This window comes from Leptospira inadai serovar Lyme str. 10, from assembly GCF_000243675.2.
Lineage (GTDB): Bacteria > Spirochaetota > Leptospiria > Leptospirales > Leptospiraceae > Leptospira_B > Leptospira_B inadai.
This window is the reverse complement of sequence record NZ_AHMM02000025.1, coordinates 34,523-54,433: the sequence shown is the minus strand read 5'-3', so window position 1 is coordinate 54,433 and position 19,911 is coordinate 34,523. Positions and strand designations below refer to the sequence as shown.

The window sequence follows — 19,911 nt, the reverse complement described above, 5'->3', positions numbered from 1 at the left end:
ATAAATAAAAAACTCCGGAATATAAGTCTGATATAAGTAACAATTGGGAGGAAACTCGGGTAGATCCATAGAATAGGCCAAAAATTTAGGTGAAATTAGATGAAGAGAATTTCCATATTTTGGGCCCTAGCGCTACTTCTGGCTGCCGGGAATAGCTTATTTGCAAGCAGAGGCGCCGTTCTGCCGAATCCGATCGACTTGTTTGAAAAATCGCCGGAAGCGAAGGCGATTTCGATCCAAAGACAGATCCAAATCGAAACGAATCTACCGGCTCATAAAGCCCTCTTTTACGGAACGCATAATTCTTATAATAGTAAAGCCTATGCAGGCCCTTTCTTTTCCTATTCTTTTCCGAATCAACAATATTCGATCGGCGATCAACTCCGCCTAGGAGCAAGGTTCATCGAGTTGGACGTGCACTACGTACTGGGTGCTCATTTTGCGAAGGACTTTCTGCTTTGTCATGCCCAGGCCAACGGAATCGGATGTAACGTATTCGATCGGCCCGTCGGAAACGGCTTGGCGGAAATCCAAAACTGGATCAGTCAACCTCAAAATAGAAACGAAGTTTTGGTTTTATATTTCGAGGATTATCTGGATAATCGTGCCGATCAATTTTTAGGAATTGTAAGAAGTTATTTGGATCCGTACCTGCACCAATATAGCAGCGGATCCTGCGGAGAAATACCTTCTCCCGACAATATGCCTAAATTGAAAGACTTGGTAGCTTCCAACCGGAGGATTCTGCTAATGAGCAACGGCTGTTATTCCGGAGCTTGGAATAACTACTTTAAGAGAATTTTCTTCGGCGATTTCAGTATCCATCCTAAGGATTTCCGGGGATATCCGGACTGCAATTGGAGCCGTAGCACCTACGATTCTTCCATGACCAGAATCTATAACGATAGTACGAATTATTTCGGGATTTTCGACGGCGCTAAGGAGACCGGTACATTCACAAATACGAATATTCCTCAGATGCTTTCCTGCGGCGTCAGCGTATTCGGTATCGATCAGTTTAATCCGGATTTTGCGAAGTTAGGACTTTGGTCCTGGGGCGTAGGAGAACCGAATAACTATAATAATAACGAACACTGCGCGCAAATTCGGAGCGACGGTCGTTGGAACGATAATAATTGCAGCGCAGGTTTCCGCTTCGCTTGTAAGGACGGTAGCGGCAACTGGACGATCACCGATGATAGCGGAATTTGGAGCAATGGTCGTAACGCCTGCTCTTCCCGGGGCTGGCAGTTCTCCGCGCCGCTGACTCCTTATGAAAGTACAAAGCTGCAGGAAGCTAAAAGCTCCAAAGGAGTCTCCGATGTTTGGGTCGATCTAACGGACCAATATCGCGAAGGTTACTGGGAAAGAGGTCGATAAGACCGATTTATTCTCAAACGGAATCCATCCTCATTAAAAACCGGTCGGGGGACCATTAAGCCGCTTCCCCCTGACCGGCCTTTTTTTATCGACATCCCGATATAAACCGTTCAAAATCCTTGGTGCGGGGATACGAAACCTGTACCGCTCTCGATTTGTAGCCGAAATAAGAAGCAGGGGAGAATTCTTTTTTATGACGTATCGATCATATAAAGTTCTGCTCGCGGAAGACGACGAAACTTCTGCGGACTTGCTGATTCATTATCTCGAGCGATTTAATTTCGAAGTCGACCACGTCGTAGACGGCGCTGCGGGTGAATTGAAGCTTAGGAAAGAGGATTATGATCTGATTCTTCTTGATAACCAGATGCCTCGCATGTCGGGCGTAAATCTCGTCGCTACCATGCCCGAAAAAAACGGAAATAAGCCGGTGATTTTTCTCACTTCCAGTAACGAGAAAGAAAACGTGTTGAGCGCGGCTTCGAGTGGACAATTGGCGGCCTATCTTTTAAAACCGATCGACCCGAGCTCGCTACTCGAAAAAATTTTAAACGCTCTTCGAATTAACTCTACCTCTTTAGTCGATAAGAAGGAATTTCCGTTTTCTATCCAAAAGATTTCTCGGGAAGGATACGGGATCGGAGTTCGTTTAATCGGATGCCCATACGGTAAGACCGCGGAAAGAATCGTACAAGAGATAAGTTTCGTATTAAAAGAACTGCCTACGCCGCGAAAATTCTTTTTGGAACTTGAGGAAGCGTTTCAGTATCAGAAAAATGCTTCCGAACTGCTGAGCAACATCGTGGCAAAACTCGTCGCGAAATATGAAATCTCGCCCGAGGATATTCTTATCATCGACACGGTTTAATTTTTTTGGGAACCCGACTTTCCGATTTCGGTCAGAGAGTCGTAACGAGGAGATGAACTGATGTTTCGCAAAGTTGCAAAAATAACTACGATTCTGCTGGTCTTAGGCTTGGCTACGGTCTTGACCCAGGGTTGTCACCATAAATGGCGTTCGCCCGAAAAAAGGGCCGAATTCGTCGTAAAGAAATTGAAATCGGAATTGGATCTTAACGAATCCCAAGCCGAAACGTTAGATAAAATCAAAGCAGATGTGCTTGCTAAACGCAAAGAATTAAAACTTCAGGAAGGTCCGTTTCTACCTAAGGAAGCCGTCGAAGAATTACGCGGAGATAAGCTGAACGTCGACAAATGGAATAAGTACGGCCAAGAAAATGAAAAGAAAATGGGCGAATTTCGCGCATTTTTTCTCAAGAAAGCGGTCGAATTTCATGCGATTCTGACTCCGGAGCAGAGAAATAAGCTGGCGGATCTAATTATTAAGTTCCAAAGTAAATTCGAAAAAGAGAAAGAATAAGGGAACACCTGATTCTTTCGGAGGGTTCAATGGGAGAACAGGAATTTTCCCGCTTCGTAGAAGATACCCGGGAGATCGTCTTAGCGGCGATCTCCCGCTACTTGTACGAACGATTCGCATACGCGATAGATGACGTCGCTCAGGAAACGTATCTGAGAGCCTACAAGGCGCTTCAGAAAGGTCAGTTTCGTGGCGATTCCAAACTTACGACCTGGCTCTATACGATCGCTAGAAACGAATCCATTCGAATGAATGAGATTTTAGGGCGAGAGGAAACCAAAGCTGAAAAAGCAGGTAAGCGCTCGGTAGAAGATAGGAGATTAGAAACCGTATCCGACAATTCCGACGAGGTCGCGGATTTGCCGACTTGGGAGAAAGCTAAGATTTGGGTCCTGCAACTTCCCGAATCGTATCGAAGCGTTCTCCAATATTATCTCTCCGGATATTCCGAAAAACAGATTGCCGAGGCTCTAGGAGTTCCCGCAGGAACCGTTAAGTCCAGAGCCGCCCGTGGTAAGGAAATGTTGCGAAGGATGCAAAATTCAGAAAGGAGGGAAGGAGGAACGATATGGGGCGAATAATAAAAAATGATTTAAGTATGAAGGAAGAAGTTCTCAAGAGAAAATCCGATCCCAATTGGCCTAAGAGTATTGCGTCTTGCGTGATCCTGAGATACCAGGAAGAATCCCAATCCGACAAACTGAGGGTATTTTCCGGGAGGCGCTTGCTTGCTGCTGCGGCGATTCTTCTCCTAGGAATCTCGATCGGGTGGTTCTCCGTGAATAGTTTTCTTCCGCAAGAAGAGGAATTTATTAGGGAAACTTCTTGGATCTGGGAAGGAGATTTTATTCCGGGTTCTTATATCTCCATCTTGGAATCCAATTTCTGAAATTTTCCCGTAGGTGAATCCGTTTTCGCCTACGGGATGTCGTTCCGTTAGATTGAGTGCAAAAAAAATCGCGCAGCCTTTCCCTTTTTTTACCCGTGAATCACGAATCTTAGAGGGAAAAAATTATGAAAAATCTATCCATCACGGTAGTCGACGGCTTCTTAACCGCCGACCCTGAGTTAAAAAAAGTCGCTAGCGGTAAATCCGTCGTTCATTTCACTTTGGCTGTGAATCACAATTTCAGGAAAATCGAAGGTGAGGAGCCTGAAGTTTCGTATCTGGACGTGGAAGCTTGGGAAAGAACGGCGGAGAACTGTTCAGAATATTTAAAAAAAGGGAAAAAGGTAACGGTCGTCGGTCATTTGAAACAAGACCGTTGGAAAAACCAGGAAGGACAAGCTCGGTCTCGGCTTAAGATTATTGCGGACGAAGTTCGTTTCGATAGCTTCGGAGATAGAAAGGAGCGAGACGCGGCGTAAGGACTGCGGTTTGCCCCGAGTACTTCGGGGCAAACTTTTTTCGGACAAATCACCTGATTCGAGATTCGAATCAAAATCATTCCTACCTTGACAACTCGAATCCGGTCCAAGTTTATGTAAGATGAATCCGATGGTTACCGTACTTTATGCTACCGCTCAGCCCGGGGTCCTGTCCGGATTAGAACGGATTGCGGAAGAAGATCTGAACGAACTTCGCTTGAGGTTACCGAAAGGGACTCGGGAGTTAGTGGATTGCGACGAGGATACTCTTCTTTTTTTACACTCGACTTTCTCCGAGCTAAAACTCATCCCGCTGGACGATTCGACCCGCCCGATATTTGTAAACGGTTTAATTCCAGTCGTAACTCAGGATGAAGCCGGTAATATTCTCATGCAGGCGTTTTCGAGTCCGGAAAGTCTGGCCCTGACACGATCGGACGGTTTCGGAACGTATTATAGTCGGTCTAGAAAAAACCTTTGGAAGAAAGGCGATACATCCGGTCATATCCAAAAAGTAAGACAGGTGTTGCTACCCGAAGATGGCGATTTTATCGTATATCGAGTGGATCAGGTTGGTGCCGCCTGTCACGAAGGTTATTATTCCTGCTTTTTTAGGGAACGGGTCCGGCAGCAGTTGTCAAGATTGCCTGTTCCTTTTTTGGGAAAGGAAAATGCTTAGACCGGCACAGGAAGGGTTCCGAAAAACCGAATACTTGCCGATAGAAATTTCGGAGACCGTACTATATGAATTTCATGAATAAAATTCTCCTAAAACTCGGAGCCATCGTCTTCGGTCTGATTCTACTCTCGGTTTCGGCTTTCTTTATCGCAGACGAAATTAAGGGTGGGGCCACCGGATCCGGACAGGTAAAGATCGATCTAAGTATAGAGCCCGGGGATTCTCCGACCGAAGTAACCGCAACACTAGCCAAAAACGGCCTGTTAAAGTCCTCGAAATATTTCCTATTTCTAATAAAGGTCACTCGCTCGGCGAATAAAATAAAAGCCGGTCTTTATGAAATCAACGACGGGATGGATTCCCGTAAAATCCTCCAGGTCATTACCGAAGGAAAGGTCAAGCTGATCACTTTTACCGTTCCGGAGGGATATAATAACCGACAAATCGGAGACTTGTTGGTTAAAAAGAATTTAATCAAGACTCGGGCGGATTTCCTGAACGCGACATCAAGAACGGAGTTGTTAAGAGAATTTAAAATTCCTGCAAGTACTGCGGAAGGCTATCTCTTTCCCGAAACCTATAGCGTTCCGGTAAATTATCCCGTCGAGAAGATTGCAAGAATGATGTTGAAACGTTTCTTTGCGAAATTGGATAAACTTCCCAAGGCAAAGGAACTCGATCCTAAAAAACTTCATGAAATCGTGGTGCTTGCTTCCGTCGTGGAGCGTGAAGCGAAGAAGAACGAGGAAAGACCGCTGATGGCCGGCGTATTTTTGAATCGCATGAAAAAGGATATTCCCCTGGAATCTTGCGCGACGATTCAGTATCTATTCGATAAACCGCATCCGAGAATTTTTGAAAAGGATCTCAAAATCGTTTCTCCTTATAATACGTATCTGAATAAGGGATACCCTCCCGGTCCGATCTCGAATCCCGGTCTCCCGGCTTTAGAGGCTGCGTTAGTTCCTGCCGAGACGGAATATTTATTTTTTCTGTTAAAGCCGGACGGCTACCATTTCTTCTCCAAGAATTTTAAAGAGCATGCCGAAGCTAAAAAGAAATACATCGACGTACTTTACGAATAGCGGGAAACTAGAATGAATTCGAACTTAAAAGAGATAGATACCGTTACCGAACAATTAAAATCCGTTCAACAAGCGCTGAACTATTTTAAAGAAAAGCAACTGAAGCGGGAATCGGTAAGCGAAGCCGCCGTTGAATTCGTGGAGAAGGCCTCGCTTGTTTTAGATCGCGCGGAGCGATCGGAGATCAGCCTTTCCGAGGACCAGAGACGGAAGATCAAAAACAATCTCTTGAAAATCCGAGCCTCCCTTGTAAAAAATCAAGAAGAGGGTCGATGAATTTTTCGCTCTGAAATAGCGAATTGTCGGTATCTGAGTATCCAGGATTCTGTCCCATTATAGGGTCTAAGCCTATCCTTGGGCCTAGGTCGGAAAAACTTAAATGACACAGCGTAACTTTTCCATTTTATAGTAAATACAAGCTCTAATTACTATATTTTGGCAGGTTGAAAAGATGATCGCTACGAAATCTCCGACGGATTCATCAACGGCTAAACAAGCTCTCGCACGCTCCGCGGCCGTCATCGAGCAGGTTACTAAAGCACTCGCAGCTAAGTGCAGTTCCAACGGGAAGGTTTCCGTTTCCAAAATGGATCAAAACCAGCTCGTTCAATACCAAATCGCCTGGTTGACTTCCGAGCAAAGAATCGCGGAAAATTTCATCGATTACGCGTGGAACGAATCCCTCGGCACCGGGGATTTAGAAAGGTTGATGGCATACGTGTTTGCCGCAGAGACCGTAACGCATATACGTTCCGAACTTAGCGCTCGTCCGAACGAATATGGAATCAGCGTCCAGGAACTGATTGCAAAACTTTTCGACGATAGCACGAACAAATTCTTGGAAGAATCCACCGCAATCGAGAATTATAATCATATCACCGATCTAATCGTTTCCCTCGGGCATTTCGGTGCTTACGGCCTGAGCGAGGATCATGAATTATTCAGACAAACCTTCAAACAATTCGCGGAAGAAGTAGTCGCTCCAAAGGCCGAACACGTTCATCGCCACGACGATATCGTTCCGGAAGAAATCATTCAGGGACTTAGAGACATGGGATGTTTCGGTCTTTGTATTCCCGAAAATTACGGCGGACTACAGCCTAACGATCATCCGGATAATATTTCCATGCTGGTCGTAACCGAGGAATTGTCCCGAGGATCTCTCGGTATCGCGGGTTCCCTAATCACTCGTCCTGAAATTCTATCTAAGGCGCTTTTAAAAGGCGGAACCGACGCTCAAAAAGAGAAGTGGTTACCGTTGATCGCCGCGGGCGAAAAAATGGGCGGGATCATGGTAACCGAGCCGAATTACGGCTCCGACGTAGCCGGTGTTTCCGTTGTCGCTAAGAAAGTGGACGGCGGCTGGTCGGTTAACGGAGTGAAAACCTGGTGCACGTTCGCAGGCTATGCCAATCTTTTATTGATCCTCGTAAGAACCGAAACCGATCCGGAATTAAAGCATAAAGGTCTTTCCATACTTCTCGCGGAAAAACCCAGCTTTAACGGTCACGAATTCGATTATAAACAAGACGGCGGCGGGCGCATTAGTGGCAAAGCGATCGGAACGATCGGTTATCGCGGAATGCATTCCTTCGAAGTTTCCTTCGAGGATTATTTCGTCCCCGAAGAAAACCTGATCGGAGGCGAGGCAGGACGGGGAAAAGGTTTTTACTTCCAAATGGAAGGATTTGCGGGCGGTCGCATCCAAACGGCTGCGAGAGCTAACGGAGTCATGCAGGCGGCGTTGGAAGCGGGATTACGTTATGCTCAGGAACGTCACGTATTTCAGAAACCCATTTTCGAATACAATCTGACCAAATATAAGATCGCTCGCATGGCCATGATCGTTCAAGCGTCCCGTCAATATACCAACACGGTCGCAAAGCTTTTGGATCAGCATCAGGGGCAAATGGAAGCGACTTTAATTAAGTTTTACGCTTCCAAAGTGGCGGAATGGGTAACGAGAGAAGCGATGCAGATCCACGGCGGAATGGGATATGCGGAAGAATATGCGGTTTCCCGATACTTCGTGGATGCTCGAGTCTTCTCGATCTTTGAAGGCGCCGAAGAAGTAATGGCTCTTAGAGTTATTGCAAAATCCCTAATGGACCAATACGCTTCCTAAAAGGAAATTCGAATTTTTTCGAAGGCGAAAAGGCGGAATCACGTTCCGCCTTTCTTATTTCAACCTGCCGCTAACTCTTCCACAAAGGAAAGCAGATTGGAATCGGGAGTTTCCATGAATTCGAGAGTTCGTTCGATCGTATCGGCCAGAAAATAATTATCGTTCCGATACGACTCCAGGAATTTTTTGGCTTCTTCTTTCTTTTCCGTAGGAAGCCGATTTTCTATCACTAGTTGCGACAAGGCGAGAACTCCGAACGCGGATTTCAAAGAATCCGGAAGGGCGGCTATACTTAGGATTTCATCCACGTCGATCTCTCGAAACGTAGGAACCAAATCGCTTATCAATTCGAGAGCTCCGATCGGAATCGTTCGATCAAGCGACTTAACGTAATTTACTAAGAGACGATAGGCCTGGCTATCTCCGATTCGCGCTAAGATATGGAAAATTCCAGAAAGCAATTTCTTATGAAATCCCCAAGACAGTCTTCCCGAATCCGCATCCCTAACGGCCTGGTATAAAAAACTCCAGATCGTTTTGTCTCCCGCTATGGCCTTCTCCGCAATTTCATCCAGCCAGTTTTCGAAGTTCGGATTTTCTATTTCTTTCTTTAGAAACTCGAGGTACTCGTTCGAAGAACTTGCCGAGGGGAGGGATATCTTTTTCGACATAGTACTAAAATCAAACGCGGAATTTCGGCCGATTGCCAGCCTTTTTTGGTAGGATTGAACGGGTTTTTATCCCGTAAAGAACTGGGTCAAAGTTCTTTTGGATTCCAGACTTTTGACCCGTTTCCATAGGTAGACGGCAAAAATTTCCCGTGTCCGATTGATCTCGTTTAGGGATTTCGGAGACTTCCGTTCCTGGAAAAATTCCGCCGGCACTTCCCCGGTTACGATTTCCAATTCGCCCAAAGTGAGAATCTTGGAATTTTGGCGACAAGCCCTTTCGAAAGAATTCATTTGAACTCTTTCGTAAAAGATATGATCCTTTGAACGACTCCAAAAACGTTTGGGTAAATCCTCGGTTAGGCGGGAAAAATCGTATTGAAAGCCCAGGGCCGCTCCATGATCGATCAACCAATACTTTAGCGTATCTTCCTAGCGGATTGCATCGGCAGGTTGGGGTTCTCTCTTGGAGAACTTTCGCTCCACCTGGCTTACGTCGCGGACGGCTCCCGTATGTGCCGAAGTCGTCATCGCAGCATACGCTCTTAACGCAGGAGAAACCTGCCGCTTCCTCGATTTAGGTTTCCATGCGTCCTGACCCTTTTCGTCCATTGTGTTTCTACGATTCGATAATTCTTCCTCATCGACCACCAAGCGGATGATCCGGTTCGGGATATCGATTTGGATCGCATCACCTTCTTCAACTAATCCGATCACTCCGCCCTCCGCGGCTTCCGGAGAAACATGCCCGATGGAAAGTCCGGAAGTTCCTCCCGAAAAGCGACCGTCCGTTAAAAGCGCACAAGCCTTTCCCAAACCTTTGGATTTTAAATAAGAAGTCGGGTATAACATTTCCTGCATTCCCGGTCCGCCTTTAGGACCTTCGTATCGAATCACGACGACGTCGCCTTCCACCACTTCGTTTCCTAGAATCTTGGCGACTGCTTCTTCCTGACTTTCCATGACTCTGGCACGACCGGTAAATTTCCAGATTGACTCGTCCACTCCGGCGGTCTTAACGATGCATCCTTCGGGCGCGAGATTGCCGTAGAGCACCGCAAGTCCCCCGTCTTTGGAATACGCGTGCTCCACATCTCTAATACAACCGTTAGCTCGATCCAAATCCAGACTGGGCCAACGTCTTGACTGGGAAAACGCTTCCGTAGTAGGAACTCCACCGGGAGCGGCGCTAAATAAGTCGTGGGACTTGGATCCGGACTTTTGCCGTGTAATATCCCATTCTTCTAAAGCGGTACCTAATGTAGGGCTGTGAATCGTAGCCACATCTCTGTTGATTAAACCGACTCGGTCTAGCTCTGCGAGAATCCCCATCACGCCGCCGGCACGATGAACGTCTTCCATATGATATTTTTGAGTGGCCGGCGCGACTTTGCAAACACAAGGAACTCTTCGAGAAATTTGGTCGATATCCTTCATCGTAAAATCGAGTTCCGCTTCGTTGGCTGCGGCAAGGATATGAAGAACCGTATTCGTGGATCCGCCCATCGCGACATCCAGGCTCATCGCATTTTGGAAGGCTTTATAGTTCGCGATATTTCTAGGAAGAACGGATTCGTCTCCTTGTTCATAGAATCTCTTCGCTAAACTTACTACAATCCGTCCGGCGTTCAGAAACAACTCCCTACGATCCGAGTGAGTGGCTAGAGTCGATCCGTTTCCTGGGAGGGAAAGGCCAAGAGCTTCCGTTAGACAATTCATCGAATTTGCGGTGAACATTCCCGAACAAGAACCACAGGTAGGACAGGCGGAACGTTCTATCATGGCGACGTCTTCATCGCTTACGTTCGGATTGGCGGCTTCCACCATAGCATCGACTAGGTCTAATTTTCGAATTTCGCCGCCCCAATTCACTTTCCCTGCCTCCATCGGACCGCCGGATACGAATACGGTCGGAATGTTTAAACGAAGTGCAGCCATTAACATTCCGGGAGTGATTTTATCGCAGTTGGAAATGCAGATAAGCGCGTCGGCAGTATGAGCGTTGACCATATATTCTACCGAATCCGCAATTAGGTCTCGGCTAGGCAATGAGTAGAGCATTCCACTATGGCCCATCGCGATACCGTCGTCCACTGCGATCGTATTGAATTCCTTAGCGACTCCGCCCGCTTTTTCGATTTCTCTCGCGACCATCTGTCCCAAATCTTTCAAGTGAACATGCCCTGGAACAAACTGAGTGAAGGAATTTGCGATCGCAATGATCGGTTTACCGAAATCGGTTTCTTTCATACCTGTGGCTCGCCAAAGGGCTCTGGCTCCTGCCATATTGCGTCCGTGAGTGGAAGTACGGGATCTATACTGGGGCATAAGTAACGGCTACCTGATATTACTTTAGACGTCGAGTTTTAAATCGACGGAAGAATCTTTCGGAGGACAGAATATTGATGAGCGGAGATTCCGTGTTCCAGAGGACTGAGGACTGAGGACTGAGGACTGAGGACTGAGGACTGAGGACTGAGGACTGAGGACTGAGGACTGAGGACTGAGGACTGAAAATTATTCCTATTACCCTGACAACAATTTTTTTAAAAACGAATTATGTTGGAGTGAGGAATCAGTGGATTGTCCCCCGTCCTCTGTAGCATTTCCAACTAGTAGCAGCTACTGTCTAGCGTGAGCAAAGCGAACGCATCTGTCGTCTGACCTCTGTCCTCTGAAAGCGAACGCGTCTGTCTTCAGTCCTCTGTCTTCTGCTCGGCCCAACCCTCTACTCTAAAATTTGAATTTCCTTTAGGCAGGCTTCAGGTCCCATTCCTTGAAACGTACCTTCGACGGACCAGATAATAATCCCCTTCGGATAATCTTTTGCAGGCACCGGGTCGAATTTTTTCGTCAGAGGAAAACGAATTTCTTCCGATTTGCCGAAATCGAGAGTTTGCGATACATAGATACTATCGTTCGGTAGGCGGGACTCCTTGTCCACGTTGATCGCTTCCCGCAAAAATATTTTGAACTCTAACTTCGGAGCTTTCTTGGAGCATGCCTTTACGATAATTTCCTTCCAATGCGAAGGAATATAAACCCCGTTCCGTAACCTATGAGAAAGTCTCAGTTCCACGTCGAAGTCCATAGAGCGGGAAGAAGGCCGTAATTTTTTCCACTCCGTCGAATCCTTGCCGTCCGCTAAATGAAACGCTTGAGAGGATCGATCCTCCAAGTAAGAGTCGGTGAAATCAAAACGTAAAAAAGGGGGTTCGTTTTTATACTCTTCGATTTTATGTTCGGTCGTCGAAAATAGATAGAAGTTTGCGAGAAGTATGGCGGAAGGAAAGGCAAACGCGATTAATTTTGGCAAAGATTTAGGTCTCATTCCGGATCTCCAGTTCAAGGTATGCGAAGATTCCGTTAAGAGCAAGAAGGATTTCCTTTGTTCTTGTCGGATAGGAACCTATGCCGGATTATGCTCCTCAACGTCTCAGGAAAAAAGTTTTTTAGTTTTTCCAAAAATAGGATCTAAGGGCGGAACAAATCTATGCTTATCGGTATTTCCGGCGGGACCGGACTCATCGGATCTTTGCTTGCACTTCGACTTCGGGCAGAAGGATACCAGGTGCGCCTTTTTAGTCGTAGCGGAAAACTTCCCTATCGATTACAAAGAACTTCCGAATGGGACGTTCGTATCGGTCCCCTCCCGACCCGAATCGATTTGGAGGGAGTCGACGTCCTCATCAATTTAGCGGGCGAACCGATTGCGGGAAATCGCTGGACCGAAGAATACAAGAAAAAAATTCGAACCTCCCGAATCGATTACACTAGAGATCTAGTTTCCGTTTTATCTTCGTTAGGCGAAGTCGGACCGAAAACTTTATTGAATGCGTCCGCAATCGGCTTTTACGGTTCCTTCGAATCGTCTACGCCTCCTTTCGACGAATCCACTCCTGCCGCTCAAGACGAACTCAGCGATCTCTGCCAAGCCTGGGAAAAAGAAGCCTTGGAAGCGGAAAAATCCGGGATTCGAACGGTACTTTTAAGAATCGGAGTCGTTCTTTCGACGGAAGGCGGAGCCTTGGCTTCTCTGCTTCCGGCATTCCGTCTTTTTGCAGGAGGTCCCATCGGATCCGGAAACCAAATTCTTTCCTGGATTCATATCGAAGATCTGCTCTCCATCGTGCTATTTCTGTTAAAAAGACCGGAAGCGATCGGGCCCTTCAATTTGGTTTCTCCCGAACCCATATCGAACGAACAATTCAGCAAGGCGTTAGGCAGAACACTCAATCGTCCTTCCTTTACCCGAATCCCTTCCTTCGCTCTCAAACTTGCTTTCGGAGACGGAGCGCAAGTGGCAACCCACGGACAAAGAGTGATTCCCAAGCGTTTGCTGGAGCTAGGCTATAAGTTTCGATACCCGAATTTAGAAGGAGCTTTACGAAGCCTATTGGGTTGAATTCCGCTTTTAGTCCGGGAGAAAATCGGAAAATCGATTTCCACTTAGAACCCTTCTAAGTCTAATAAATATGGAAAACACTTTACCAGGCTCATTCGAAGAACTTCTCAAAACCCATGATAAGCCCATATTGGTAGACTTTTGGGCTACCTGGTGCGGTCCGTGTAAGATGGTCGCGCCGGAATTGGAGAAATTTGCCCAGTCCCATAAAGGGAAAGTTACCGTAGTAAAAGTCGATATCGACGAACAACCCGATATCGCGCAAAAATACGGAATCTTATCCGTTCCGACCTTGATGCTTTTCAAAGCCGGTCAAATCTCGGAAAAAGTAGTCGGCGCGATTCCTCAGGCTCAGATGGAAAAAGTCTTCGGGCCAAAGCTTGCGTAAGTCCGTTTCGCTCGATTGCGGACGGAGAACTTACCGAAGATTTTATGTTTTAGAGGCGCTGTTCCGATTGAAGAAAGGAACGGAACCTCTAAACTTTCTAATATTATAATTCACCACTCGACGATCCTAGCGATCTCCTCCGATCCTAAACGGAATTTTTCGAAATCTCCTTTAGCCTCGGGAAGAGTTCTAAATAGATAACCTGCAAATCCTTTCGCAAACGAATCGAATAATGAATTCTTAATTCCTACGGCTCGATCGTGAAGGGCTTGTTCCAAAAATTCGGAAAGTGCGAGAGCTCCGAATGCAAGATCGGAGAGGTCGAGTCTGTAAGTTTCCTTCCATTCCCTCGGTCTCTCCTCTAGATTCTTAGCCCACTTGGACAACAAATCCTCACCGAATTCCGCCAGCTCTTGCAATTCGGAAATCGCTTTTGCCGCAGTAAAATTCTTTCCGACTTCCGCCACGAAGGAATCCCGAATTTTGGCTCGATTCATCGCTCCTAACGCGTGATCGGTAATGATTAGATGAGTTCCTTCCCAAGTTTCGTTGATAATGCAATCGTTATGAAGCCTCGGAAGACAAGTATAATCGCCGATAATTCCCGAACCTCCCAAGGCCATGATAGCTCTGTGGGTGATTTGAGAAGAGAGAGAGGAGGATTTGTATTTCATCAAGGGGGTGGAAAGTTGTTCGGCGAGAATCCCTTTGGAGCTCCAATCGATCCCTCGATAAATCAGAAAAACCAGGGCTGCATATAAGGTCCGAAGCTCGGCAAGCTCCCTCGAGTAAGCCGAAAATTCCTTGATCTTTTTTCCGTAAGCGGTTCTGAATCTGGAATATTCCAAAGCTTCCATGAAGGCTCGTCTAGACATCCCCGCGGCCGCGATGGAAACATGGACTCTAGAAGTTCGGATAACGTAGCGGATTAAGTTTGCTATCCCGTGAGCCGGACGACCTAGAGTTTCCGCCTCGACGTCTTCGTAGACGATCTCGACGGTCAACTTACCCTTGGATCCGATGATATCCTTTTTCCGCAGAATATGATGGCCGTTTAACTCTCCGTTGTCTTTAATTCTAGGAACCAAAAATAGGCCGATGGTTTCCGTCCCTTCCAGCTTGGCCGTCGTTACCCAAAGATCTCCCGGATTGGAGCAGAACCATTTTTCGCCGTTTAAAATCCACTTTCCGTTTTCTCCCTTGCGGGCGATCGTTCTGTTGGCAGCCACATTACTTCCACCGACTCGCTCGGTGACATATTGCCCTGCCATAAAATGGGAGGACGATCCCTTGCCCGCCACTAGAGGAAGGTATTTTTTCTTTTGCTCTTCGGTTCCTATCGCTTTCAAGACATTGATCATACCGTCCGTCATTGCGAGCGGACAGGTCATCCCTCCTTCTCCGTTTTGATTCGCTAAATATGCCAAGGAGACACGATGTAAATCCGTAAACGGGAACTTCCATTCATCATGAAAATCTAAATTTACAATTCCGTAATCATAGGATATTTTCCGGGAAAGTTTTTGTTCGGGAGAATAAACGACCAAATCGATGCGATTTCCGGCTCGGTCGAATTTTACGATCTCCCCGTATTTACCTTCTTTATGAGAAGCTTCCGTAAGTTCGTCTAAAGTTCCGCCCACAAGTTCGCCGTAGCCGCGCAAATGGTCGACCATGGCCTTTTTATGAGCGGGATCGTAGCCTACGGAGTAGCGTTCGATGACTCGTTGTAATACTTTATCAAGATCGTAAAAGTTTTTACCTCGATTTCCTTTGTAAGAAGACACATCATAAGGTGCGAGTCCGGGGTTTTCCGCAAGACGAAGTGGATAGTCCATAGTTGATTTCCAAACAATCGAAATATTTCTGACTCCTATCTTACGACGAGAACCGGTATATGCACTCTTTTTTTAAGGATTAGGTTCATGACATTACGCGATCATGAACGACGTTAGATAAGGAATCAACGGATCGAGGATCCCGATCCGAAACAAAATCGTCTTTTGAAAGAATCTAATTTAAAAAATCGAGTTAGGATAAATCTAAATAATTTCGACGGAAACTTCGTTTAATACTCCAGCACTAAGCCTTCGTAAGGAGCTACGGCAAAAACCACCGGTATCTCCATTTTTTCAGGTTTGCGATGCGTGGAGATAAGTACATGTGCCGTACGATTCGCATTGGCGACGATCTTTTTAGGTTCGTTCTCGAAATTTAGGATCACCAAACATTTCTTCTTTTCGTGTTCCCGAGTATATTGTAAAACGCCGGGAGGAGAATCGTAATCCAAGGAAAGACTTCCTTTTCGTAACACTTCGTTGCCTTTACGAAGCCATATTAATTTTCTATAAAAGTTCAAAAGGCTATCAACGTTTCTAGATTGAGTTTCCACGTTAATCGTTTCGTACTGGGAAAAAACCGGCAACCACGGATCCGCAATGCCGAATCCCCCGTTTTTATCGGAAGACCAACACATCGGTAGTCTGCAATTGTCCCGGCTCGGATAAAAAGGCCAATAACGCTTCCCGACCGGATCTTGGATTCTATCTTTGGGAACTCTTTCATCCTTCATCCCGAGCTCTTCTCCGTAATATAAAAACGGAGTTCCGCGTAACGTTAATAGCATTAACGCCGCGATTTTCGCTCGAGAGATCGTTTCGGATCCCTTGGAATATCTTGTGATGTGTCGACGAAAATCATGATTGCTTAAAGTATAATTAGGCCAACCTCTATCGCGCAAACACCTCTCCCATTCCTTAATCACGTCCCTAAATCTTTCCGCTTTCCAAGGAGTATGAAAGAACGCGAAGTTGAAAGCCATGTGCAGCTCATCGCCCTTGTCTCCGTAATATGAAGCGGGCAGTACGCTTGTCCCGGGAGGCTCCATCATCACTTCACCTACGGACATTCTATCTCCGTAAGAATCCAACAACTTGCGAAGATCCTTTAGGATGCCGTGCATTTCGGGTCTGTCCCGATCGTAAAGATGATCCTGCTGATCGAACGGTCTTGCAATCCATCTCTTACGAGGATTACTCCGAAACTCGGAATCTTTGACGAAGAGATTTACCACATCCAGTCGAAAACCGTCGACCCCGAGATCCAACCAATTCTTAACCATTCCAAAAATCGCTTTTTTCACTTCCGGATTTCGCCAATTCAAATCGGGTTGTTCGGTTAAAAAGGAATGATAGTAATATTGCTCGGTCTCCGGGTCGAAAGCCCATGCCTTACCGCCGAAAGTTCCCATCCAATTATTGGGTGGACCTCCTTTATCCGGGTCTTTCCATATATACCAATCTCGTTTCGGATTATTTTTGGATGATCTAGATTCGATAAACCAAGGATGAAGATGCGAAGTGTGATTCGCGACAAGATCCATGATGATTCGGATCTTTCTCTTATGCGCTTCCTTTAAAAGACGTTTGAATGTTTCCAGGTCCCCAAAAATCGGATCTATATTATCGTAGTCCGAGATATCATATCCGAAATCGTACATCGGAGACGGATAAATCGGAGACAACCAAATGGCATCGATTCCCAACGAATTTGGAGTCCCGTCGTTTAAATAATCTAACTTTTGGATGATTCCTTCCAAGTCTCCGATGCCGTCTCCGTTCGCATCGCGGAAACTTCTAGGATATATCTGATAAATGACCGCGTTCTTCCACCAATCCGGATCCGTTTTCTTTGTGCGGGGTGTTTTCTTGCCTTTTTTTGGCGTACTCGGGTTTTCCATTTTTCTAATAGAAATCGTAGAAGAACTGCGGGCCGAATCCATACGGACCATTTTTAAAACACGAGTTCCCCTGTCACTCTTTCCGTCGCCTGAATTCCCAGGATCCGAGCCTCTAATGAGGAAAGAAATTCCGCATCCTTTACCTGCCCCCCGTTTTGAGTCTGAAGATAAAACGAGTCGTATGCATAGTCTGCCGAGGTGGAAACCCGTAAATATGACACTTTCAATCCGAATTCAAACACTTTTCGTAATATTCTATATACTAAGCCGACCATATCCGGCATCCGCACTTCCATAATCGTAACGTCCGATAAATCCTCGTTGGAAAAGCGTACCGACCGATTGACGATGCTTTCCGGTATGGCTTTGCGAGGATTCCATTCGGTCGGTTCGAAGGCGATACTGTCGCGCTGTAATTTTCCAGTCGCCATTAAGCGAAGCTTGCCTTCCATTCTTGAGATTTTTTCCGGCGAAATATTACCGCTACCCTGGGAATCGGTTATCTGTAAAATATGAATTTGAAATTCGCTTGAAGTATAACTTTGCATTCCGACCAAACTTAATCCTTCCGAAGACACGGAACAACATAAATCCAATAGAATCGCCGGTAGTCCGCGACTTACCACCTCTACGGAAACGAAAGCGGGATCCCTTTCGGATTCGAATAAAAGTTTTTCCGTCGATTCCTGACTCAAGGTTGCGATCGTCTTAAAATGTTTCAATATCTTACGATTTGAAACCGTCTTCAGATAACTGTGCGGAATAACCGAATAAGCGAAGGAGGCTATGCTTCTCGAAATTCCGGGATCCTGCCCTTCCTTTTCAATCAGGTACGCCACTAAATCCTTTGAGAGCGCGATCCTTTCGGCATCTCCTTGAATTTCTTCCTGAGGCATTCCCTTCTCTTTTAAGTAAGACATCGTATTTCGAAAAAGGTCGCTGAGAATCGCCTTTTTCCAATTTGTAAGAACGTTACTCCCTACCGATTTAGTGTCGATCAGAGTGAGAATATAAAGTAGCCTGAGTCTTTCCGGCGTACCTACGGTTCTTGCGAAGCTTCGGATTAACGCGGGATCGGAAATATCGCGCTTGGAAGAAAGTTCCGACATAGAGATATGTTTTTCGACTAAGAATCTGCAAAGATCGGTATCTTCCTCCGAAAGACCCAGCCGGTCTCCCACGGACACCGCCAATTCCGCTCCGTATTCGGAATGATCCCCTTCCTTGACCTTACCGGCGTCGTGAAGGAGAATGGCGATGGATAAAATTTCGGTCTTTACACATTCCTTATATACTTGAAGAATTTCGGAATCTTCGAACTCTCCGCGATCAAGGCGATCCAGTTCATGAAGAATCAATAGAGTATGCTCATCCACCGTATACTCGTGATGATAACTGAATAAGGCGAAGTTAGTACAGGCCCCGAACTCGGGAACTAACGCGCCGAGAACTTGGCATTCGTGCATCAACTTGAGCACCCTGCCTCTGTCCTTGGGAAGCCTAAGGATCTTCAAAAATTCCGCATTCACTTCCGCCGAATATCTAAAATCGTCGTCCAAAAAAGGAGAGGCGAACCTAATTTCGTTTAACAAAGTTCCGGATACGAGTAACCCCGTTTCCTGGATCATTCGAAACGTAAGTATGACGTCCTCGTATAAAGTATGCGGATCGGCGAATAGATTCCCTTCCCCTTCCGTCGGAGGAAATACGGCATTGCGTACCTTGGAAAACGTAAGTCCTTCATACGTGATCGACTCGGCCCTACCCGGTTTTCTTCGTTCGATTACGAAATCAAGATAACTACGCATTACGAAAAAGACGTTCTTTTGGTGTCCGTACAGTTCGTTCATGAACTTTTCCACGGTTTGCAAATTTTCTTTCTTTCCAAAACCTAAATATTCGGCCACTTCGGGCTGGAGATTCAAATCCAGTCTATCGTGCTTACGACCCGTTACGACATGCAATGCGATCCGAGCTCGGAGTAAAAAATCGTAGGCTTCCTCTAAAAGTTGCGCCTCTCCTCTTTGAAAAACCGGAAGCAAAGCGAGAGCTCCTAAGGAAGGAATCGGATTCAGAGCCTTCTCATGCCAATAAACGCATTGAATATCCCGCAAACCGCAAATATCCGATTTCAAATGCGGTTCGGATAGAAGGATGGGTTTGTCCTCGCGTAAGAATCTGTCCGAAAGCTGAAGCTCTTTGGTCTCGTTATATGCTTCGATATATTTCGAAGGAAGCTTTTCTAAAAACTCCAACCTGTATTTTTGAAAGATGTCCCGGGAGCCGATCAAAAAGCGGCTGTCTAAAATGGCGTGAAAACTGGACATATCATCCAGATATCGAAACGATTCTTTGATAGTCCGGCAAATATGTCCGACTTCCTTACCGGAGTTATAAAGATACGTATTTATCGCCGAGATGATTTGGGAAAGTTTAGCTTCCGAAATCCCATTATGAAGATATAATATATCTACGTCGGAATGCGGGGATATCTCCATTCTTCCGTAGCCGCCTAACGCGACTAAGGCGATTTTTTCCCCGCGGCCAAGAATGCTGACCGCCTTTTCGAATTTACTTCGTAAAAACGAGTCGATTATGAAGGTCAGTTGCCTGGAAACCAGCTTACCCGAAACGGATCTGCTTTTTTCCAAGAGTCTCTGGAAACTGTATGTAATGTCTAATTCTAAGGGCAT

General features: G+C 46.1%; 19 protein-coding genes. 12 read left to right on the top strand and 7 right to left on the bottom strand.

Annotation, left to right across the window (positions count from 1 at the left end; genetic code table 11):
- Positions 1–99 precede the first annotated feature (99 nt).
- The 10 genes from LEP1GSC047_RS16015 (at position 100) to LEP1GSC047_RS15970 (ending at position 8,018) form a co-directional block, all read left to right on the top strand.
- Complete coding sequence (locus tag LEP1GSC047_RS16015) at positions 100–1,380, top strand: phosphoinositide-specific phospholipase C-related protein (protein ID WP_010417461.1); 1,281 nt, start codon at positions 100–102, stop codon at positions 1,378–1,380.
- 193 nt (positions 1,381–1,573) lie between these two features.
- Complete coding sequence (locus LEP1GSC047_RS16010; protein ID WP_010417462.1) at positions 1,574–2,248, top strand: response regulator; 675 nt, start codon at positions 1,574–1,576, stop codon at positions 2,246–2,248.
- A 60-nt stretch (positions 2,249–2,308) separates the two neighbouring features.
- Positions 2,309–2,761 carry a Spy/CpxP family protein refolding chaperone gene (locus LEP1GSC047_RS16005; RefSeq protein WP_010417463.1) on the top strand — a complete coding sequence of 151 codons (453 nt, stop codon included), beginning with the start codon at positions 2,309–2,311 and terminating at the stop codon, positions 2,759–2,761.
- Between the two features lie 29 nt (positions 2,762–2,790).
- Positions 2,791–3,342, top strand: coding sequence for an RNA polymerase sigma factor (locus LEP1GSC047_RS16000; protein ID WP_010417464.1), 552 nt, complete (start codon positions 2,791–2,793; stop codon positions 3,340–3,342).
- Complete coding sequence (locus LEP1GSC047_RS15995) at positions 3,330–3,650, top strand: hypothetical protein (RefSeq protein WP_010417466.1); 321 nt, start codon at positions 3,330–3,332, stop codon at positions 3,648–3,650. The genes LEP1GSC047_RS16000 and LEP1GSC047_RS15995 overlap by 13 nt, the downstream gene beginning before the upstream one ends.
- Before the next feature lie 125 nt (positions 3,651–3,775).
- Positions 3,776–4,129, top strand: a complete 354-nt coding sequence (locus LEP1GSC047_RS15990; protein WP_020989155.1) for a single-stranded DNA-binding protein — start codon at positions 3,776–3,778, stop codon at positions 4,127–4,129.
- A gap of 121 nt (positions 4,130–4,250) precedes the next feature.
- Entirely contained in the window at positions 4,251–4,808 is a 558-nt protein-coding gene (locus tag LEP1GSC047_RS15985) for a phosphoribosyl-AMP cyclohydrolase (RefSeq protein WP_010417472.1), read from the top strand.
- A gap of 65 nt (positions 4,809–4,873) precedes the next feature.
- Positions 4,874–5,893 carry an endolytic transglycosylase MltG gene (mltG, locus tag LEP1GSC047_RS15980; RefSeq protein WP_020989082.1) on the top strand — a complete coding sequence of 340 codons (1,020 nt, stop codon included), beginning with the start codon at positions 4,874–4,876 and terminating at the stop codon, positions 5,891–5,893.
- A gap of 12 nt (positions 5,894–5,905) precedes the next feature.
- Complete coding sequence (locus tag LEP1GSC047_RS15975; RefSeq protein ID WP_010417475.1) at positions 5,906–6,169, top strand: hypothetical protein; 264 nt, start codon at positions 5,906–5,908, stop codon at positions 6,167–6,169.
- 175 nt (positions 6,170–6,344) lie between these two features.
- Positions 6,345–8,018 carry an acyl-CoA dehydrogenase family protein gene (locus tag LEP1GSC047_RS15970; RefSeq protein ID WP_010417476.1) on the top strand — a complete coding sequence of 558 codons (1,674 nt, stop codon included), beginning with the start codon at positions 6,345–6,347 and terminating at the stop codon, positions 8,016–8,018.
- A gap of 59 nt (positions 8,019–8,077) precedes the next feature.
- Here LEP1GSC047_RS15970 and LEP1GSC047_RS15965 read toward each other — a convergent pair whose 3' ends face one another.
- The 4 genes from LEP1GSC047_RS15965 to LEP1GSC047_RS15950 all read right to left on the bottom strand — a co-directional run bounded on the left by LEP1GSC047_RS15965 (position 8,078) and on the right by LEP1GSC047_RS15950 (position 12,017).
- Positions 8,078–8,689 carry a hypothetical protein gene (locus LEP1GSC047_RS15965; RefSeq protein WP_010417477.1) on the bottom strand — a complete coding sequence of 204 codons (612 nt, stop codon included), beginning with the start codon at positions 8,687–8,689 and terminating at the stop codon, positions 8,078–8,080.
- A gap of 66 nt (positions 8,690–8,755) precedes the next feature.
- Positions 8,756–9,097, bottom strand: a complete 342-nt coding sequence (locus LEP1GSC047_RS15960) for a hypothetical protein (protein ID WP_010417480.1) — start codon at positions 9,095–9,097, stop codon at positions 8,756–8,758.
- Positions 9,098–9,118: 21 nt separating this feature from the next.
- The gene (ilvD, locus tag LEP1GSC047_RS15955) at positions 9,119–11,014 is read right to left on the bottom strand and encodes a dihydroxy-acid dehydratase (RefSeq protein WP_052580732.1); all 1,896 of its coding nucleotides are present in this window, start codon (positions 11,012–11,014) and stop codon (positions 9,119–9,121) included.
- A gap of 400 nt (positions 11,015–11,414) precedes the next feature.
- Entirely contained in the window at positions 11,415–12,017 is a 603-nt protein-coding gene (locus tag LEP1GSC047_RS15950; RefSeq protein WP_039935643.1) for a hypothetical protein, read from the bottom strand.
- Positions 12,018–12,179: 162 nt separating this feature from the next.
- On the opposite strand from LEP1GSC047_RS15950, the gene LEP1GSC047_RS15945 reads away from it, so the two are divergent.
- The gene (locus LEP1GSC047_RS15945) at positions 12,180–13,091 is read left to right on the top strand and encodes a TIGR01777 family oxidoreductase (RefSeq protein WP_010417487.1); all 912 of its coding nucleotides are present in this window, start codon (positions 12,180–12,182) and stop codon (positions 13,089–13,091) included.
- Positions 13,092–13,161: 70 nt separating this feature from the next.
- Positions 13,162–13,479, top strand: a complete 318-nt coding sequence (gene trxA, locus LEP1GSC047_RS15940) for a thioredoxin (protein ID WP_039935376.1) — start codon at positions 13,162–13,164, stop codon at positions 13,477–13,479.
- Positions 13,480–13,589: 110 nt separating this feature from the next.
- Here the strand turns inward: trxA and LEP1GSC047_RS15935 are convergent, their stop codons facing one another.
- The 3 genes from LEP1GSC047_RS15935 to LEP1GSC047_RS15925 all read right to left on the bottom strand — a co-directional run bounded on the left by LEP1GSC047_RS15935 (position 13,590) and on the right by LEP1GSC047_RS15925 (position 19,911).
- Entirely contained in the window at positions 13,590–15,317 is a 1,728-nt protein-coding gene (locus LEP1GSC047_RS15935; RefSeq protein ID WP_010417494.1) for an acyl-CoA dehydrogenase family protein, read from the bottom strand.
- 230 nt (positions 15,318–15,547) lie between these two features.
- A complete protein-coding gene (locus LEP1GSC047_RS15930; protein WP_010417496.1) occupies positions 15,548–17,269 on the bottom strand; it encodes a glycoside hydrolase family 13 protein in 1,722 nt (573 codons plus the stop codon).
- 2 nt (positions 17,270–17,271) lie between these two features.
- On the bottom strand, positions 17,272–19,911 hold the full coding sequence (locus tag LEP1GSC047_RS15925) for a [protein-PII] uridylyltransferase family protein (RefSeq protein WP_010417498.1): 2,640 nt from the start codon (positions 19,909–19,911) through the stop codon (positions 17,272–17,274).

What these genes read in the sequence shown, in the direction of transcription:
- LEP1GSC047_RS15945 (WP_010417487.1), top strand. Translation starts at nt 12,180, where the DNA reads ATGCTTATCGGTATTTCCGGCGGGACCGGACTCATCGGATCTTTGCTT.
- LEP1GSC047_RS15990 (WP_020989155.1), top strand. Translation starts at nt 3,776, where the DNA reads ATGAAAAATCTATCCATCACGGTAGTCGACGGCTTCTTAACCGCCGAC.
- LEP1GSC047_RS15950 (WP_039935643.1), bottom strand. Translation starts at nt 12,017, where the DNA reads ATGAGACCTAAATCTTTGCCAAAATTAATCGCGTTTGCCTTTCCTTCC.
- LEP1GSC047_RS15995 (WP_010417466.1), top strand. Translation starts at nt 3,330, where the DNA reads ATGGGGCGAATAATAAAAAATGATTTAAGTATGAAGGAAGAAGTTCTC.
- LEP1GSC047_RS16000 (WP_010417464.1), top strand. Translation starts at nt 2,791, where the DNA reads ATGGGAGAACAGGAATTTTCCCGCTTCGTAGAAGATACCCGGGAGATC.
- mltG (WP_020989082.1), top strand. Translation starts at nt 4,874, where the DNA reads ATGAATTTCATGAATAAAATTCTCCTAAAACTCGGAGCCATCGTCTTC.
- LEP1GSC047_RS16015 (WP_010417461.1), top strand. Translation starts at nt 100, where the DNA reads ATGAAGAGAATTTCCATATTTTGGGCCCTAGCGCTACTTCTGGCTGCC.
- LEP1GSC047_RS15975 (WP_010417475.1), top strand. Translation starts at nt 5,906, where the DNA reads ATGAATTCGAACTTAAAAGAGATAGATACCGTTACCGAACAATTAAAA.
- LEP1GSC047_RS15985 (WP_010417472.1), top strand. Translation starts at nt 4,251, where the DNA reads ATGAATCCGATGGTTACCGTACTTTATGCTACCGCTCAGCCCGGGGTC.
- trxA (WP_039935376.1), top strand. Translation starts at nt 13,162, where the DNA reads ATGGAAAACACTTTACCAGGCTCATTCGAAGAACTTCTCAAAACCCAT.
- LEP1GSC047_RS16010 (WP_010417462.1), top strand. Translation starts at nt 1,574, where the DNA reads ATGACGTATCGATCATATAAAGTTCTGCTCGCGGAAGACGACGAAACT.
- LEP1GSC047_RS15930 (WP_010417496.1), bottom strand. Translation starts at nt 17,269, where the DNA reads ATGGTCCGTATGGATTCGGCCCGCAGTTCTTCTACGATTTCTATTAGA.
- LEP1GSC047_RS15965 (WP_010417477.1), bottom strand. Translation starts at nt 8,689, where the DNA reads ATGTCGAAAAAGATATCCCTCCCCTCGGCAAGTTCTTCGAACGAGTAC.
- LEP1GSC047_RS15925 (WP_010417498.1), bottom strand. Translation starts at nt 19,911, where the DNA reads ATGCCCTTAGAATTAGACATTACATACAGTTTCCAGAGACTCTTGGAA.
- LEP1GSC047_RS16005 (WP_010417463.1), top strand. Translation starts at nt 2,309, where the DNA reads ATGTTTCGCAAAGTTGCAAAAATAACTACGATTCTGCTGGTCTTAGGC.
- ilvD (WP_052580732.1), bottom strand. Translation starts at nt 11,014, where the DNA reads ATGCCCCAGTATAGATCCCGTACTTCCACTCACGGACGCAATATGGCA.
- LEP1GSC047_RS15970 (WP_010417476.1), top strand. Translation starts at nt 6,345, where the DNA reads ATGATCGCTACGAAATCTCCGACGGATTCATCAACGGCTAAACAAGCT.
- LEP1GSC047_RS15935 (WP_010417494.1), bottom strand. Translation starts at nt 15,317, where the DNA reads ATGGACTATCCACTTCGTCTTGCGGAAAACCCCGGACTCGCACCTTAT.